Here is a 16,475-nt window from a genome sequence, read left to right on the forward strand (position 1 = left end):
GTTTGTGCTTCCCCGATACAGGGGCACGGGAAGTATTGCGCCAGAGGCTTTTCCATTAACATTGGCGGCTTTGGCTGGGCTTCGGCCAACCCTTTCCCAGATCATTTCCGTGCGCCTCAACTCCATCAAGCTCGCCGGCTTCAAGTCCTTTGCCGAACCGACCACCTTCCTGCTGCCCGGGCAGATGGTGGGGGTGGTCGGCCCCAATGGCTGCGGCAAATCCAACATCATGGATGCGGTGCGCTGGGTGCTGGGCGAATCCAAGGCCAGCGAACTGCGCGGCGAGTCGATGCAGGACGTGATCTTCAGCGGCACCACCAGCCGCAAGCCCGCCAGCCGCGCCAGCGTCGAACTGGTGTTCGACAACAGCGGCCAGCGCGCCGGCGGCCAGTGGGGCCAGTACGGCGAGATCGCCGTCAAGCGCATACTCTCCCGCGAGGGCGGCAGCAGCTACCACATCAACGGCCAGCAGGTGCGCCGCAAGGACGTGCAGGACGTGTTCCTCGGCACCGGCCTGGGCCCGCGCGCCTATGCCATCATCGGCCAGGGCACGATCAGCCGCATCATCGAATCCAAGCCGGAGGAACTGCGCCTGTTCCTCGAGGAAGCGGCCGGCGTCTCCAAATACAAGGAGCGCCGCAAGGAAACCGAAGCGCGTCTGGCCGACACCCGCGAGAACCTCACCCGCATCGAGGACATTCTGCGCGAGCTCACCAGCAACCTGGGCAAGCTCGAAGCGCAGGCCGAGGTGGCCGCACGTTACACCGACATGCAGGCGCGCCTGCACCTGGCCCAGCAGCAGCTGTGGCTGCTGCGCCAGCAGAAGGCCGCCGGCGAACTGGAACAGGCTCGCCAGCAGGGCCAGCAGGCCGTCGATGGGCTGCAGGCCAAGGCCGCCGAGATCGAAACGGCCACCGCCAGCCTCGAAGAGCTGCGCCAGCAACACTACGCCGCGGGCGAAGCCGTGAACGACGCGCAGGGCGCGCTCTATGAAGCCAGCGCCGAGGTCGGCAAGCTCGAGGCCGAGATCCGCTTCGAGCTCGAAGGCAAGCAGCGCGCCGAAAAGCGCAGCCAGGCGCTGGCACAGCAGCTGGCGCAGTGGGAAAGCACCTCGCGCCAGTCCAGCGAAGGGCTGGCCTCCCTCGAAGGCGACGACGCCAGCGCGTTGGAGCGCAGCGAGATCCTTGCCGCCCAGGTGGAAGAACAGGCCGGGCAGCTTCCCGAGCTGGAACAGGCCTGGCGCGACGCCCGCGAGCGCGCCGAGCAGGCCCGCCAGCAGGTGCAGCAGACCCAGCAGCAGTTCCAGGTGCTGGCCGCCGAGCAGCGCGGCGTGGCCGAACGCAAGCAGCAACTGCAGATGCGCATGGAGCGCATCCAGCAGGAACGGCAGGGCCTGCAGCAGGTCGACGAAGCCCGTCTGGCAGAGCTCGAACAATCCCTCGAAGCCGCCCGCGAGGAGGCCGAGTTCGCCCAGGCCGAATGGGTCGAGCTGGACCAGAGCATCCCGCAGCTCGACGATGAGCGCCGCGCCGCCCAGGAGGCCGTGCAGCAAAGCGCCGGCCGCCTCGCCAGCCTGGAAGCGCGCCTGGCTGCGCTGCGCGCGCTGCAGGAGAAGGTGCAGGCCGACGGCAAGCTCGCGCCCTGGCTGACCGCGCAGGGCCTGGCCGACTTCGAGCAACTGTGGAAGCGCCTGCAGGTCGAGGCCGGCTGGGAACAGGCCGCCGAGGCGGCACTGCGCGAGCGCATGGCCGCCCTGCCCGTCTCGCGGCTCGACCATGTGCGCGGCTTTGCCGGCGCCGAAACGCGCCCCCCCACCAAGCTGGTGTTCTATGCCGAATCCGAAGTGGCCGCCGGTACCGATGCGACCGCGTTGGCCCATCCCGCGCTCGGGCTGCCCGCGCTGGCCAGCCGGATTCGCTGCGCCGATGCGCGCCTGCAGGCCATCGTGGCCGACTGGCTGCACGGCTGCTACAGCGCCGATGCGCTCGATGAAGCACTGGCCGCACGCGGCCAGCTGCGCGAGGGCGAACAAATCCTGCTCGCGCAAGGCCACAGCGTCACCCGCCACAGCCTGGGTTTCTATGCCGAGGACAGCGAGCAGGCCGGCCTGCTCGCGCGCGCGCAGGAAATCGAGATCCTGCAGGGCGAATGCGAGGCCCAGACCGCCATCGTCCAGGATGGCCGCGCCACGCTGGCCCAGGCCGAGGCCGCCTACCAGCATGCCGCCAGCGCCATCCAGCAAAAGCGCAACGCTGCCGACCAGGCCCAGAAACAGGCCCATGCACTGCAGGTGGAGGTGATGCGGCGCGCCCAGGAGGCCGAGCAGGTGCGCACCGCCAACGCCCGGCTTGAGGGCGACTGGCAGGAGATGCAGCAGTCGCTCGAGGAACTGGAGGAGCGCAGCATCGCCGCCGAAGCGCGCTTCGAGGAGCTGGATACCCAGCTCGCCGAACTGCAGGGCCAGCAAATGGAGGCCGACGAGCAGGCCGACGCTGCCGAACGCCGCCTCAACGAGGCACGCGAGCAACTGCGCCAGCTCGAGCGGCAGTTGCAGGAATCGCAGTTCGGCCAGCAAAGCATCCAGCATCGCCGCCAGGAACTGCAGCGCAACCTGTTCACTGCCGACCAGCAGCTGCAGGCCCTGCAGAGCGAGCTGGAAGCCGCGCAGGCCGAGGTGGCCCGCTACGCCGAGACCGGCGCGCTCGACGGGCTGGAGGAAGCCGAGGCCCGGAAGATCGCGCGCGAGGACGCCTTGCGCGCGGCACGCCAGCACTATGACGAGCTGGGGCGCCAGTTGCGCGCCGGCGAGGAGGCGCGCATGCAGCTCGAGCGCACACTCGAGCCGATGCGCCAGCACATCACCGAGCTGCGCCTGGCCGAGCAGGCCGCGCAGCTGGCCTGGCAGCAGTTCGAGGACCTGCTGCTCGAGGCCGAAGCCGACAAGGAGGCGGTGGCCGCCAGCATTGCCGGGCATGGCGTCAAGCTCGAGGGCCTGCAGGCCGAGATCGATCGCACGCAGCGCCAGATCGATGCACTCGGCCCGGTGAACCTGGCCGCGCTGCAGGAGCTGGGCGAAGCGCGCGAGCGCAAGGACTACCTCGACGCGCAGGCCAGCGACCTGAACCAGGCCATGCAGACGCTCGAGGACGCCATCCGCACCATCGACGCCGAAACCCGCGAGCTGCTCAAAAACACCTTCGAGACCGTCAACCGGCACTTCGGCGAGATGTTCCCCGAGCTGTTCGGCGGCGGCCAGGCCCGGCTCATCATGACCGGCGACGAGATCCTCGATGCCGGCGTGCAGGTCATGGCGCAACCGCCGGGCAAGCGCAACCAGACCATTCACCTGCTCTCGGGCGGCGAGAAGGCCCTCACCGCCATCGCGCTGGTGTTCGCGATTTTCCAGCTCAATCCCGCGCCCTTCTGCCTGCTCGACGAGGTCGATGCGCCGCTCGATGACTCCAACACCGAGCGCTATGCGCGCCTGGTCAAGCGCATGAGCGCGCACACGCAGTTCCTCTACATCAGCCACAACAAGATCGCCATGGAGATGGCCGGCCAGCTCATCGGCGTGACCATGCAGGAGCGCGGCGTCTCGCGCATCGTCGCCGTCGACATGCAGGAGGCACTCAGCCTGGCCGACAGCTGAGCGGCGCCCCGCCTCGCGGCCATCGTTTCACATGCCCATGCCCGCCGAGTCCACCGATACCTCAGCACCGCAACGCGGCATCCGTCCGCGGCGACCCTGGCTGGCTTGGCTGGCCGGGCTGTCGGTCAGCATCGCCATGCTGGCCCTGCCGCTGGCAATCTGGCTGTGGTTTTCGCCCAGTGGCGGAGGCTTCTGGTCCGGCATGGGTGGCGCGCTGGCCATCCTGGTGGCAGGTGTGGCCAACATCATCTGCCTGCTGCTCAACGCCGGCTATGCCATCGCCGCTGCGCAGCGCCCGACCTGGCTGGCGGCGCTGCTGGCCGTGCAGGCCGTGCTGGCCTCGTGGTTCCTGCTGGCGCTGGCCGGCGTGCTTTGAGAACGGCGGATCTCCCCTGAAAAAGAATCATGGCTGCGTCCCGCAAAGGTCGCAGCCATGATTTCCAGAGCCATCCCAAGGATGCGGCAGCACGCCCTCGCGCGCCGCATCTCCATCAATGCACCAGGAAGTCCTTGCTGACACCGGCGCCAAGGTCATTGACGCGTTCGAGGAACTGCACCAGAAAGGCGTGCAGGCCATTGGCCAGGATTTCATCGATGGTGCTGTACTGCAGGTCCGCCAGCAAGCGCCCGGCGCGGCGCTGGGTCTTGGCCGAGTGGTCGTTGGCAATGCTCTCGAGATTGCGCACTACTTCGGTCAGGCAGGCCAGCAGCGAACGCGGCATGTCGCTGCGCAGGATCAGCAGCTCGGCAATGCGCTTGGGGCTGACCACGTCCCGATACACCTGGCGATAGATCTCGAAGGCCGAGACGCTTCGCAGCAACGCCACCCAGTGGTAGTACTCCTGCATCTGGCTGCGCGGCTGCAGCTCCTGGGCGCTGCGGCCGGTGCTGCTCTCGAGCGCGTGGAACTTCACGTCGAGCAGCCGTGCGGTGTTGTCGGCACGTTCGAGGAAGGTGCCCAGCCGCAGAAAGTGGAAGGCCTCGTTCTGCAGCATGGTGCCCAGCGCCACGCCGCGCGAGAGGTGCGAGCGGTATTTGACCCACTCGAAGAAGCGGCCCGGGTCACGCTTGAAGCCGGAGGGGTCGCGCACCAGGCGCCCGAGCTCCAGCCAGCTCATGTTGTGGCTTTCCCAAACCTCGGTGGTCAGCGCGCCGCGCACGGCGCGGGCATTCTCACGGGCCTCGCGCAGGCAGGAATAGATCGATGAAGGGTTGAGCGGGTCCAACACCATGAAGTCCAGCACCTGCTCGGGCGTGATCTTGCCGTAGCGGCTGGTGTAGTCGTCCTGCAGCTCGCTGATGGACAGAATGCCCATCCAGCCCTGCAGCATGGCATCGCGCGACTGCGGCAGCAAGGCCGTGTCGAGGTTGACGTTGAGCATGCGCGCGGTGTTCTCGGCGCGCTCAACGTAGCGGGACATCCAGAAAATATGGTCAGCGGTACTCGATAGCATGTTCTTTTCTCCTCACGGTTTCATTGTTGCAGGTCGTACCACTGATGTTCCTGCTGGGCGCTGGGCCAGTCTTCGAGCACCCAGGTGTCCTTGGTGCCGCCGCCCTGCGAGGAATTGACCACCAGCGAGCCATTCTTGAGGGCCACGCGGGTCAGGCCGCCGGCGACGATGCGCACCGATTTGCCGCTGAGCACGAAGGGCCGCAGGTCGATGTGGCGCGGCGCCACGCCGCTTTCCACGTAAGTCGGGCAGCTCGAGAGGCTCAGCGTGGGCTGGGCGATGTAACCGCTGGGGTTGTGCTTGAGCGCCGCGCGGAAGCGCTCGATCTCCTCGCGGCTGGCCTGCGGGCCGATCAGCATGCCGTAGCCGCCGGCGCCATGCACTTCCTTGACGACCAGTTCCTCCAGGTGCGCCAGCACATAGGCCAGATCGTCGGGCTTGCGGCACAGCCAGGTCGGCACGTTCTTGAGGATGGGCTCCTCGCCCAGGTAGAAGCGGATCATCTCCGGCACGTAGGGGTAGACTGACTTGTCGTCGGCCACGCCGGTGCCCACCGCGTTGCAGATGCAGACATTGCCGGCCCGGTAGGCCTCCATGAGCCCGGGCGCGCCCAGCATCGAGTCGGGGCGGAACACCTGCGGGTCGATGAAGTCGTCGTCGACCCGGCGGTAGATCACATCGATGCGCTGCAGCCCGCGCGTGGTGCGCATGTAGACGAACTTGTCCTGCACCACCAGATCCTGGCCCTGCACCAGCTCCACCCCCATCTGCTGCGCCAGGAAGGCGTGCTCGAAGTAGGCGCTGTTGTACATGCCCGGGGTGAGCACCACCACCGTCGGGTCGGGATTGCTGTCGCCGGCGCAGTCGCGCAGCGTCTCCAGCAGCAGGTCGGGATAATGCGCCACCGGCGCGATGGCGTGGCCGCTGAAGAGTTCGGGGAAGAGCCGCATCATCATCTTGCGGTTCTCCAGCATGTAGCTCACGCCGCTGGGCACGCGCAGGTTGTCCTCGAGCACGTAGTAATCCCCATCGCCGGCGCGCACGATGTCGATGCCGGAAATGTGCGAATACACCTGGTTGGCCACGTCCACGCCCTGCATCTGCGGCCGGTACTGGGTGTTGTCGAGCACCAGCTCCCTCGGGATCACCCCGGCGCGGATGATGTCCTGCCCGTGGTAGACGTCATGCAGGAAGCGGTTGAGCGCGGTCACGCGCTGCACCAGGCCGCGTTCCATGCGCTGCCACTCGTGGGCGGGAATGATGCGGGGGATCAGGTCGAACGGAATCAGCCGCTCGGTGCCGGCGCCGTTTTCATCCTTCTCGCCATACACCGCGAAGGTGATGCCGACCTGTCGGAAGATGACTTCGGCTTCCTCATGCCGCAAACGCATATCCTCACTCGTCTTGCCGGCGAGCCAACTGGCATAGGTCTGGTAATGCTCGCGCGGCGCCGCCTGCTCGATCGGCAGGGATTGGTACATCTCATCAAAAATTGTCATGTGAATGCCTTTGCTTTCCCGGGTTCCGGTCTGATCAATCTAGCAAATAGCTCGCCAGTATTTGTCAATCAAATGCAAGCGCATCTGGCAGCCAGCACTTGTTTCAACGGTGCCAGTATCGCCTGCTGCGCACCCGCTCGCACAACAGCCCATCAGGCTGTGCCGATTGCCATTCGGATGCACCACATTGGGGTGTCGCAAAAAACGCCGAACCAGCCTCACCATATCGGTGCGCCACGGCCTCGGCCGGGTGTCCAAACGGGTTGCGGTGCCCCGCCTGGGCCACTGCGAAGCGCGCGCCGACCGCGTCGATGAAGCGCCGCGAGGACGAGCCTCCGCTGCCATGGTGCGGCACCAGCAGCCAGTGGGCTGCCAGCGCCGGTCGCTGCAGATCCCACAAATCCAGTTCCTCGGTGCGGCCGATGTCGCCCGTCAGCAGCGCTGTCACGCCATGGCGCGAGCTTACCCGCAGCACGCAGCTCAGGGAATTGGTTGAAACACGGGGAGCCGGCCTGCCCAGAAGCACCTGCGCAGGCATGGGTCCGGCCGCTTCACTTTGCGCCAGCAGCCACGCCGGTGGGTGCAGAAACTCGAAGCGCACGCCGTCGCGCTCCCAGGACTGGCCGGCCTGGCAGTGCATCCAGGAGCGCCAGGGCGGCGGCGAAAGCCCCTCCGATGCCGGCCGGTTCAACCGGTCCGCACCAAACGAGGCCAGCACCTCGGTGCCGGCAAAAGTCCGCAGCACGTCCCAGGCACCGCCCACATGGTCATCATCGCCATGGCTGAGCACCAGCACATCCGGCCGCAGCCCCTGCGCCTGCATAACGGGCACGATCACCCGCTCGCCCGCATTCCCGTAGGCACCGTAGCGCGGCCCCGCGTCATAGAGCAATACATGTCGGTGCGTCTGCACCAATACGGCGCCACCCTGGCCCACATCCAGCGCCAACACTCGGAATTCGCCCTCCTTCGGTGCAACGGGGCGCCACAACAAGGCCACCACCAGACATGGCAGCCCCAATACCCGCCATGGCAGCGGTACCCGTACCGTGAGCAACACGGCGCCAGCCGCCCCCAGCAAGGCCAGCGACCAAGGAATCTGCGGTGCCCGCCATGCCGCCAGCGGCCACTGCGCCAGCCACTCCAACCATCCGCCCAGCCACTGCATCAACTGCGCGGCCACCAGCCAGGCAGGCCCCAGCAGCACCCCCAGCATGGCCAGTGGCGTCACCAGCAGGGTCACGACCGGAATGGCCACCAGGTTGGCCAGCAACCCCACCACCGACACCTGGCCGAACAAGGCCAGCGTCAAGGGCGCCAACACCAACGTCAGACGCCACTGCAATTGCCAAAGCTGCCTGGCCCCGGCCCGCAGCCGGCGGCTGCCCAGGGCCAGGCTGCGGCGCCAGCCCCCGGCATCGGCTCCATCAGTCGCACCGCTCGCATCGGGCACATGGCTCGCATTGGGCGCGCGCGCCTCACTGGTCGCGTTGGCACGCCCGTCGGCCGGGCCAGCCAGCACCAGCAGGACGGCCACCGCCACGAAGCTCAGCCAGAAGCCCGGTTGCTGCAAGGCCCAGGGATCGATGGCCAGCACCACCACGGCCGCCGCGGCCAGACTGGCATGCCAGGGCCAGCGCAGGCCGGCGCTGCGCAGCAGCACCCAGGCCGTCAGCATCCAGATGGTGCGCTGTGCCGGCACGCCCCAGCCACTGAACACGGCATAGGCCGCCGCCAGCGTCAACCCTCCCCACATGGCCGCCACCGGCAACGGCACCCACAGCATGAGCCGGCCCGAGCGACGCCACAACCACCCCACGGCCTGCATGGCCAGCCAGGCGAACATGGTCACATGCAGGCCCGATATGGCCATCAGATGCGCCACGCCGGTAATGCGGAACACCTCCCAGTCCTGCTGGTCAATGGCGCGCTGCTCACCCGTCACCAGCGCGGCGATCACACCGGCACTGCGGCGCCAGGGCGAGCTGTCGCCGTGACCATCCAGGTACGTCTCGATGCGATCGCGCACCTGCTGCCTGTAGCGTTCGAGCCGAAAGCGCCCGGAATCTCCCAGCCATTGCGGCGTCCAGCCCCCGGCCGCGTCATCCGGCGACGCCACCCGCACATAGGCCGTGGCCTGCACGCCCTGCTCCCACAGCCAGCGCTCATAATCGAACGCCAGCGGATTGAGACTGCCGCTGGGCTGGCGCAAGCGCAGCGGCAAGCGCCAGCGGTCGCCAGCCTGCAGTTGCGGCAGCGCCTGGCGGACCTGCTGCCGCACGGCATGCATGGCTTGCGCGTCCTGTAGCGCCTGTGGCCCCTGCCGAAAGCGCTCGGCAGTCGGCACGGCATACCAGCTGAGTTCGATGCGTGGCGGCAAGCGCAGCGGCCTGCCATCGCGCGTTTGCGCCGATTCGACGGCCAGGCGCAGCCGCTGCGCATCGGGCTGCAGACGCGGCATGGCCGCCACGACGCCGATGACCAGCGCGTCACTGCCATCGAGCGCGTCCGGCAGTGCATCGCGTGCAAACCAGCATGCACGCAGGCCTGGCCAGGCAAAGAAGAACAGCAGCACCAGCAGCCAGAGCAGCCCGCGCCCAGCGCCACGCCAGCACTGCGCACCAGCCTGCCATCGGCGCAGCAGCACCAGCAGGCACGGCAGCACCAGCAGTGCCACCGCCAGCAAACCGGCGTAGGCCTGCCAGGGCCACAGCCGAGCCTGCTGCAACTGCAGCGCCACACCAGCCACTGCCGCCAGTGCCAGGGCCACTCCACTACCCATTCACTGCATCCCTCCCGCATCTGCTGCCGCCCGTCCGGACTGCCGGCATCGCGTATATCATCGACCGCACCCCCATCCATTTGAAGGAGTTTTTCCATGAGTGTCTATGACAGGCTCGAAACCCTGGGCATCGAACTGCCCGCCGTTGCCACACCGGCAGCAGCCTACGTCATGTATGTGCAGACTGGCAATCTGGTCTTCCTGAGCGGCCACATCTCGAAGAAGAATGGCGCCGTCTGGGCCGGCCAGCTCGGCAAGGAGCTCGACACCGCCGAAGGCCATGCCGCTGCACGCGCTGCCGCCGTCGACCTGCTGGCCACGCTGCAGGCGGCCACCGGCGGCAATCTGAACCGCGTCAAGCGCATTGTCAAGGTGCTCAGCCTGGTCAACTCCAGCCCCGACTTCACCGAACACCATCTCGTCACCAATGGCGCCAGCGAACTGCTGGCTGAAGTCTTTGGCGAAAAGGGCGCGCATGCCCGCAGCGCCTTCGGCGTGGCGCAATTGCCACTGGGCGCCGCCGTGGAGGTTGAGTTGATCGCCGAAATCGAGTGAGCTCAGGGCCTGCTGACGATCTTTTCCCGAAACAGGCTCACGCCAAGGCCCGGCGGCGGCGCTCGGACAGCACGCTCAGGCCATGCGCCCCGGCCACCAGCAAGCAGGTGATGGCGATCGTCAGCAGGCTCATCGCCATGCCCTGGCCAACCGAGCCCTGGTCGAACTGGCGCCAGATGAACAGCGAGACGGTCTGCGATCCCGTCGGCGCCAGCAGCAGTGAGGCCACCAGTTCGCGCGAGGCGATCGCGAACACCAGCAGCATGGCCGCGCCAACGCTGGGTGCCAGCAAGGGCAGTACGATGCGGCGCAGCGTGACCCAGAACCCTGCCCCATGCACGAAGGCGCTGGCCTCCAGGTTGGTGCCGATCTGGCGCAGCGCCGCATGGGCATAGCGCACCGGGTACGGCAGCAGCAGGCAGGCATAGGCTAGCAGCAGGATCATCCAGGTGTTGTAGGGCGTGAACGGCAGCCAGGGCTGGTTCCAGGCCAGAATCAGCCCCACGGCCACGACAATGCCCGGCATGGCATTGGGCAGAATGCTCAGCGCATCCAGCAACGCCGCCGCGCGGCCCGGCACCCGCAGCACCGCATAGGCCAGGATGGCGCCAAACAGCCCGGTCAGCAGGGCTGCGCCAATCGCCAGTGAAAAACTGAAGGCCAGCGCCGACAGCGCCTGCGAGCCCTGCCCGAACAGCTCCGTGAAGTGCCGCAGCGACAGGTTCTCCAGTGTCAGCCCGCCCGAGAGCGTGCCCGTGAAGGCCGTCGCGGCAATCGCCAGCAGTGGTGCCGCCGTGGCCACCAGCGCCACCAGCAAAAACAGCGCGCACACCGGCCAGCGCCAGGCGCCCAGCGGCCGCGGCGACACATCGGCGGGCTTGCCGGTCTGGGTGGCATAGTCGCGCCCGGCCGTCAGCCAGCGCTGCGTCACAAAAGCTGTCAGCGCCAGCAGCATCAGAATGACCGACAGCAGCGCAGCGCCAGGCAGGTCGATCGGCCAGTCGGAAAAACGCCGTTCAATGCCGGTGACCAGCACGAAGAACCCGGCATTCGAGGCCAGCACCGCCGGCGTGCCATATTCCTCGATGCTGGCCGCGAACACCAGCAGCAGGCTGGCGGCCAGTGCCGGCAGGGTCAGCGGCAGCGTGACGCGCACGAAGGCGCGCCACGGGCTGGCGCCAAAAATGCGCGCCACATCGGCCAGGCGCACACCCTGGCTGGCCACGGCGCGCGAGACCGCGAAATACACCGCCGGAAACAGGTTGAGCGCCATGACCAGCACCACCCCGGCAAAGGAGAACAGCAACGGCGCCAGATGAAAGCCCGCCAGTTGCTGACCGAAGCCACTGGGCTGCAGCAGCAGAATCCAGCCCATCGCCGCGATGTAGGGCGGCACCATGAAGGGCACCAGAAAGGCCAGATCCCAGAGCCGTTGCCCGGGCACCTGGAAGAGGCCGCGCAGCACGCCCAGTGGCGCACCGATGAGCGCCGCCAGCACCACCACTGCGAGCCCGAGCTTGACCGTGTTGCCCGTCAACTCCAGCACCGCGCCCTCGCCCAGCGTTTGCCCCAGATGCGCCAGCGGCGTGGCCAGCGAGCCCTGCGCCAGTTGCGGGAACACCGCCTGCAGCAGCACGAACAACAGGGGCACGCCCACCAGCAGCGCCAGGCCGCCACTGCACAGCCCGATCAGCCAACGGGAAGAAACCATCCTCGCAACCGCCTTTCAATCAGAACCCGGCAAGCGGTGCAGACCGACCTGCATCCGCCTGCCCGGGCCCTTGGCCTCCAATGGCCTCGCTCACTTGCGCAGGAACAGTTCGGAGAAGCGCTTGAGCAGCGCATCGCGACCGGCCCGCTCGGCCTCGTCCGCCGTCGGCAGGGCCTGGATCTCGGCCAGCGGGGGGCGCTGGGCCGCGACATCGGTGCGGGCCGGAATCAGGAAGGTCTTGGCCACCAGTTGCTGCCCCTGCTCGGACAGCACGTAGTCGACGAATCGCCGGGCCTCGTCCTGCTGGCGCGAGCCCTTGAGGATCATCATCGGCCGCGCCGCCACCACCGTGCCGCTGCTGGGGAAGATGATCTCGATCTTCTCGCCCTTGCTCTGGGCCCCGTAGGTGATGTAATCGACCGCGCCGAACACCGCCGCCTTGGCGCCCTGCAGCACCGGGTTGAGCGCCTGCGCATTGGCACCGGCGATGTTCATGCCATTGGCCTTGAGCTCGCCGAACAGGCGCCAAGCCTGCGCGCCATGTGCGGCCTCCAGCCCCGAGAGCAGTTCCAGCGCCGTGCCGGACTGGCTGGGATCGGGCATGTTCACCTTGCCTGCAAACGCCGGGCTGGCCAGATCGCCCCAGTCGGCGGGCCGGGGCGTGCCGCTGGCCGGATTCCAGGCAATCGCCAGGGCCGAGAGGCCCTGCGCCACATAGCCGGGCGCCTTGTAGGCAGCGGGCACCGAGGCGGCGTTCGGGCTCTGGTAGTTCAGCAGCCAGCCGCGCTGCTCCAGATCGACGGCACTGTCCCACGAAGCCGAGATGACGACATCGGCGTGAGGATTGGCCGCCTCGGCCTCCAGACGGGCCATGACCTTGCCGGTGGTGCCCTGGAAATAATCCACCTTGATGCCGCTTTCGGCCTCGAAACCGGCCGCGAGATCCTTGATCAGCCCTTCCGGCCCGGCCGTGTAGACCGTCAGCGCAAAACTGGCCCCCGAAGAGGCGGCCAGGCCAATAAGCGCCAAGGCCTTGGCGATGTTGGATTGGATGAAGCGGGGCATGTGTTTCCTTTGGTTGGGTGCAGGTTTGAACAAGAAAAGAATGTTGCTGGGGCGCAGGGACAGAAACAGGAATGTGGATGCGACGGGCGGGTGACCGCCGCAGTCCTGCCCCTCGACCATGCCTGATCGGTGTGCCAGCGCCGGAGATTGGTGCCTCGGCGCTAGGGCCGGTCATCCGCCGCGAACCAGCGCAGCTGTGCGGGGTCCAGACACAGGCCCACCATGCCCGCGCGCAGTTGCAGGCGCTCGCGCACCGTCGTCTGCAGACGCTCGCCACTGCTGAGTTCAAGCTGCGTGCGAAACCCACCACCGCTGTATTGCTGCGCGACGACCTGCGCCGCCAGGGGGGCCGAGCCGGCATCCTGCAGACGGATGGCGGTCTGCGGCACCAGCAAAAGGCCGGGTGAGCCGGTGGCACCGGCCCCTGGCCTGCGATTGGCGCCGGTTTGCTGCGCCATCGACAGCGGCCATGGCAGGCGGGCCGGCTGGCCATCGATGGATTGCGCCCGCATGTGCATGCCATCGGCGTCGCACCGGGCATCGACCAGCGCGCCGAGCTTGAGAAAACGCGCCACTTCCAGGCTGGCCGGCTCGCTCCACAACGTCTGCGGACTGGTCCGCTGCGCAATGCGGCCGCGGAGCATCACCGCCACCTCGTCGGCCATGGCGCAGGCTTCTTCATGATCGTGGGTCACATACACGGCCGTGGTGCCCAGCTCGCGCAGCAGTTCGGCAATGTCGGTGCACAGGCTCTCGCGCAAATCGCGATCCAGATTGGAGAGCGGTTCGTCGAACAGCAGCAGTGCCGGTTGCGCGACGATGGCGCGCGCCAGCGCCACACGCTGCTGTTGGCCGCCCGAAAGTGCCGCGGGCGTGCGGCTGCCCAGCCCAACCAGACCCACGCGCTCGAGCACCTGCCCAACCCTGGCGTCGATCTCGCGCGGCTCGATGCGCTGCATCTGCAATGCAAAGGCAATGTTGTCCTGCACACTCATGTGCGGCCACAGGGCATAGTCCTGAAACACCATGCCCAGGCGCCGCTTCTGCGGAGGCTCGCAGACGCTCGCACTGGCCACCAGGCGGCCATCGAAATGGATGCTGCCGGCGCTGGGACGGTCCAACCCCGCCAGCAGTTTGAGAAGAGTCGACTTGCCGCAGCCCGACGGCCCCAGCAAGGCCAGCACACGCCCTGGCGGCAAGGCAAAATCCACCCCGGCAAGTGCCTGGAAGTCGCCGAAGCGGCGCCCCAGTGCCTGCACGGTCACCGACACGCCAGCGGCGCTTTGCGAGGAGAAGTCCTTCATGATGGGCCGCGATGCTATTGCCGGCTTGTTTCAGATGCATGACAGCGCTCGCACGCATGCCTTGACAATGCGCTGGTGGGCCGCCAGCCCGCACACTTGGCATTCCTGCAAAACCGTGGGATAATCTTTTGTTTTCTGCGCTAAGTGCTGCGGCAATGGGTGCTGCATGTGGCTGGCGCGAGGCACTTGCCCTCGATTCCAAGCAAGCAAAGAGAAACAGCAGCGCCATGAAAGAAGGCATCCACCCCGAATACCGCGAAATCCTGTTCGTGGATCTCTCCAACGGTTTCAAGTTCGTGACCCGCTCCACCGTCGCCACCAAAGAAACCGGCACCACCGAAGACGGCCGTGAGCTGCCGCTCTTCAAGCTCGATACCTCCAGCGAGTCGCATCCCTTCTACACCGGCACTCAAAAGTCGGTGGACAACATGGGTGGTCGCGTCGAGAAGTTCCGCAACCGCTACAGCAAGACGGCCAGCAAGTAAGCCCCGCCACCGTCGCCAGCAAGCAGCCCGGTTCGCGCCGCGCTGCTTTTTTGTTGCCACAATAGCGGCCTGCCAGGCGCGGCACGGCTGCGGCAACGGTCCCCGCCGCCCTGCCACCCATCCATCCCGATTGTCTCTTCTGGGTCTCAACGCGTGAAGTTTCCCTCCCCCGCCCTCGTCAGCCAGTCCGCCGTGCGGCGCCTGCCCCGGCCACTGCTCTGGCTGCTGTGTGTGCTCTATGTGCTGGCGGGTTTTATCGGGCGCCACCCCTGGAAGAACGAGGACGTGCTGGCCTATGGCTTCATGCAGGCACTCGCTCAGGGCAAGACGCGCTGGCTGTCACCCGAACTGCTGGGCCTGCCGCTCGAGCCCGCCAGCAGTCTGCTGCCGATCTGGCTGGGAGCGGCAGCGCTGCAGTTGCGGCCGCAATGGCTCGACCCCGAGCTGGCGGTGCGCATCCCCTTCATGCTGCTGGTGTTGCTCTCCTTCATGCTGGTCTGGTGGGCCACCTATTTCCTGGCACGCACCCGCGATGCCCAGCCCGTGCCCTTTGCCTTTGGTGGCGAGGCCAGCCCGGTGGACTATGGACGCGCCATCGCCGATGGCAGCGTGCTCGCGCTGATTGCCTGCCTGGGTTTTGCCCAGTTCTCGCACGAGACCACCGCCAGCGTGGTGCTGCTGGCCGGCGCCAGCCACCTGCTGCTGGCCTTTGCCATGGGCTTTTACCATCCGCGCCAGGCTCTGCTGGCACTGCTGACCGGCAGTGCCCTGCTGGTCCTCAGCGGCGGCATGCAGTGGCTGGCCATCATGGGCATCGGCGCCGCGCTGCTGAGCTGGTGGATGCAGATCAGCCACCCTTTCGATGAGCTGCCGGGGCGGCGCCCGCACGCGGCCACCCAGACCAACCCGGTCCCGGCGCGATGGCATGCCTGGCCGCTGATGGCCAGCATCGCCGTACTGCTGAGCCTGCTCGCCGGCCATGCCGCAGGGCTGTGGCACGGGCTGCTGCAGTGGCCGGATGCGAACCTGGACCAGTGGCGCAGCCGGCTGCGCCTGCTGGTCTGGTTTGGCTGGCCGGTCTGGCCACTGTGCCTGTGGGCGCTGTGGCGCTGGCGCAGGCAGATCTTCAATCGCACGCCCAGCCTGCACCTGGTGCTGCCCGGCTGGCTCGGTCTGGTGGCACTGCTGGGCAGCCTGGGCCTGTATGGCTCCAGCGTCGACCGGGCCCTTTTCATCGGACTGCCGATGGCCGCGACGCTGGCGGCGTTCGCTCTGCCCACCATGCGCCGCAGCGTCTCCTCGCTGATCGACTGGTTCACGCTGATCTTCTTCACGGTCTGCGGCATCACCATCTGGGTGGTGTGGACCGCCACGCAAACCGGCGTGCCGGCCAAACCCGCTGCCAATGTGGCCAGGCTGGCCCCGGAATACGTGCCGCAATTCTCCTGGCTGGCCTTTCTGGTGGCCGCGGCGATCACCATCGCCTGGCTGGCGGTGGTGGTCTGGCGCACCGGCCGGCACCGCTCGGCACTGTGGAAGAGCCTGGTGCTGCCCGCCAGCGGCGCCACCTGGTGCCTGGTGCTGGTGATGAGCCTGTGGCTGCCCATGCTGGACTATGGCCGCAGCTACCAGCCGCAGATCGACAAGCTCGCCGAACACGTTCCTGCTGACGTGACCTGCATCCAGCCCCATGGCCTGCGCGGCCCGCAACTGGCCGCCTTCAGCGCGCAGACCGACTGGCCATTGCGGCCCCAGTCCGACACCGTGCAGGCTCCCGGCCAATGCACCATGAGCATGGTCGCGGCCGACCAGCTCTGGCGTCATGCGCCGCAACTGCTCGCGCGGGGCTGGCAGCAGCTGGTGCGCGTGGAGCGCCCAACCAGCCAGGAAGCCATCGTGCTGTTCGTGCCCGCTGCGGCAGGGGCCACCCCGGCTGCGGCGGCGACGCCTTGATGGCGCGCTGAACGGGCC

General features: G+C 67.5%; 11 protein-coding genes. 5 read left to right on the forward strand and 6 right to left on the reverse strand.

Annotated features, from left to right (window positions below; translation table 11 throughout):
* The first annotated feature begins 109 nt into the window (after nt 1–109).
* Nucleotides 110–3,649: a chromosome segregation protein SMC gene (gene smc, locus EV687_RS04030; RefSeq protein ID WP_122226550.1), complete on the forward strand. Its 3,540-nt coding sequence runs from the start codon at nt 110–112 to the stop codon at nt 3,647–3,649.
* A gap of 37 nt (nt 3,650–3,686) precedes the next feature.
* On the forward strand, nt 3,687–4,025 hold the full coding sequence (locus tag EV687_RS04035; RefSeq protein ID WP_130466436.1) for a hypothetical protein: 339 nt from the start codon (nt 3,687–3,689) through the stop codon (nt 4,023–4,025).
* Nucleotides 4,026–4,140: 115 nt separating this feature from the next.
* On the opposite strand, the gene EV687_RS04040 is transcribed toward EV687_RS04035, so the two are convergent.
* The 3 genes from EV687_RS04040 to EV687_RS04050 form a co-directional block, all read right to left on the reverse strand.
* A complete protein-coding gene (locus EV687_RS04040; RefSeq protein WP_122226552.1) occupies nt 4,141–5,103 on the reverse strand; it encodes an alpha-E domain-containing protein in 963 nt (320 codons plus the stop codon).
* 20 nt (nt 5,104–5,123) lie between these two features.
* On the reverse strand, nt 5,124–6,602 hold the full coding sequence (locus EV687_RS04045) for a circularly permuted type 2 ATP-grasp protein (protein WP_122226553.1): 1,479 nt from the start codon (nt 6,600–6,602) through the stop codon (nt 5,124–5,126).
* A 103-nt stretch (nt 6,603–6,705) separates the two neighbouring features.
* Entirely contained in the window at nt 6,706–9,384 is a 2,679-nt protein-coding gene (locus EV687_RS04050) for a ComEC/Rec2 family competence protein (RefSeq protein WP_122226554.1), read from the reverse strand.
* Nucleotides 9,385–9,480: 96 nt separating this feature from the next.
* On the opposite strand from EV687_RS04050, the gene EV687_RS04055 reads away from it, so the two are divergent.
* Nucleotides 9,481–9,939, forward strand: a complete 459-nt coding sequence (locus EV687_RS04055) for a RidA family protein (protein WP_122226555.1) — start codon at nt 9,481–9,483, stop codon at nt 9,937–9,939.
* A 37-nt stretch (nt 9,940–9,976) separates the two neighbouring features.
* On the opposite strand, the gene EV687_RS04060 is transcribed toward EV687_RS04055, so the two are convergent.
* The 3 genes from EV687_RS04060 to EV687_RS04070 form a co-directional block, all read right to left on the reverse strand.
* Nucleotides 9,977–11,650 carry an ABC transporter permease gene (locus EV687_RS04060; RefSeq protein ID WP_122226556.1) on the reverse strand — a complete coding sequence of 558 codons (1,674 nt, stop codon included), beginning with the start codon at nt 11,648–11,650 and terminating at the stop codon, nt 9,977–9,979.
* A gap of 90 nt (nt 11,651–11,740) precedes the next feature.
* Entirely contained in the window at nt 11,741–12,715 is a 975-nt protein-coding gene (locus tag EV687_RS04065) for an ABC transporter substrate-binding protein (RefSeq protein ID WP_122227186.1), read from the reverse strand.
* A 161-nt stretch (nt 12,716–12,876) separates the two neighbouring features.
* Complete coding sequence (locus EV687_RS04070; protein WP_122226557.1) at nt 12,877–14,019, reverse strand: ABC transporter ATP-binding protein; 1,143 nt, start codon at nt 14,017–14,019, stop codon at nt 12,877–12,879.
* 227 nt (nt 14,020–14,246) lie between these two features.
* On the opposite strand from EV687_RS04070, the gene EV687_RS04075 reads away from it, so the two are divergent.
* Together EV687_RS04075 and EV687_RS04080 are read left to right on the forward strand one after the other, a co-directional pair.
* Complete coding sequence (locus EV687_RS04075; protein WP_122226558.1) at nt 14,247–14,504, forward strand: type B 50S ribosomal protein L31; 258 nt, start codon at nt 14,247–14,249, stop codon at nt 14,502–14,504.
* Nucleotides 14,505–14,657: 153 nt separating this feature from the next.
* Nucleotides 14,658–16,457 carry a hypothetical protein gene (locus EV687_RS04080; protein ID WP_122226559.1) on the forward strand — a complete coding sequence of 600 codons (1,800 nt, stop codon included), beginning with the start codon at nt 14,658–14,660 and terminating at the stop codon, nt 16,455–16,457.
* The last annotated feature ends 18 nt before the right edge of the window (nt 16,458–16,475 follow it).

Source organism: Corticibacter populi, assembly GCF_004217315.1.
Lineage (GTDB): Bacteria > Pseudomonadota > Gammaproteobacteria > Burkholderiales > Burkholderiaceae_C > Lampropedia > Lampropedia populi.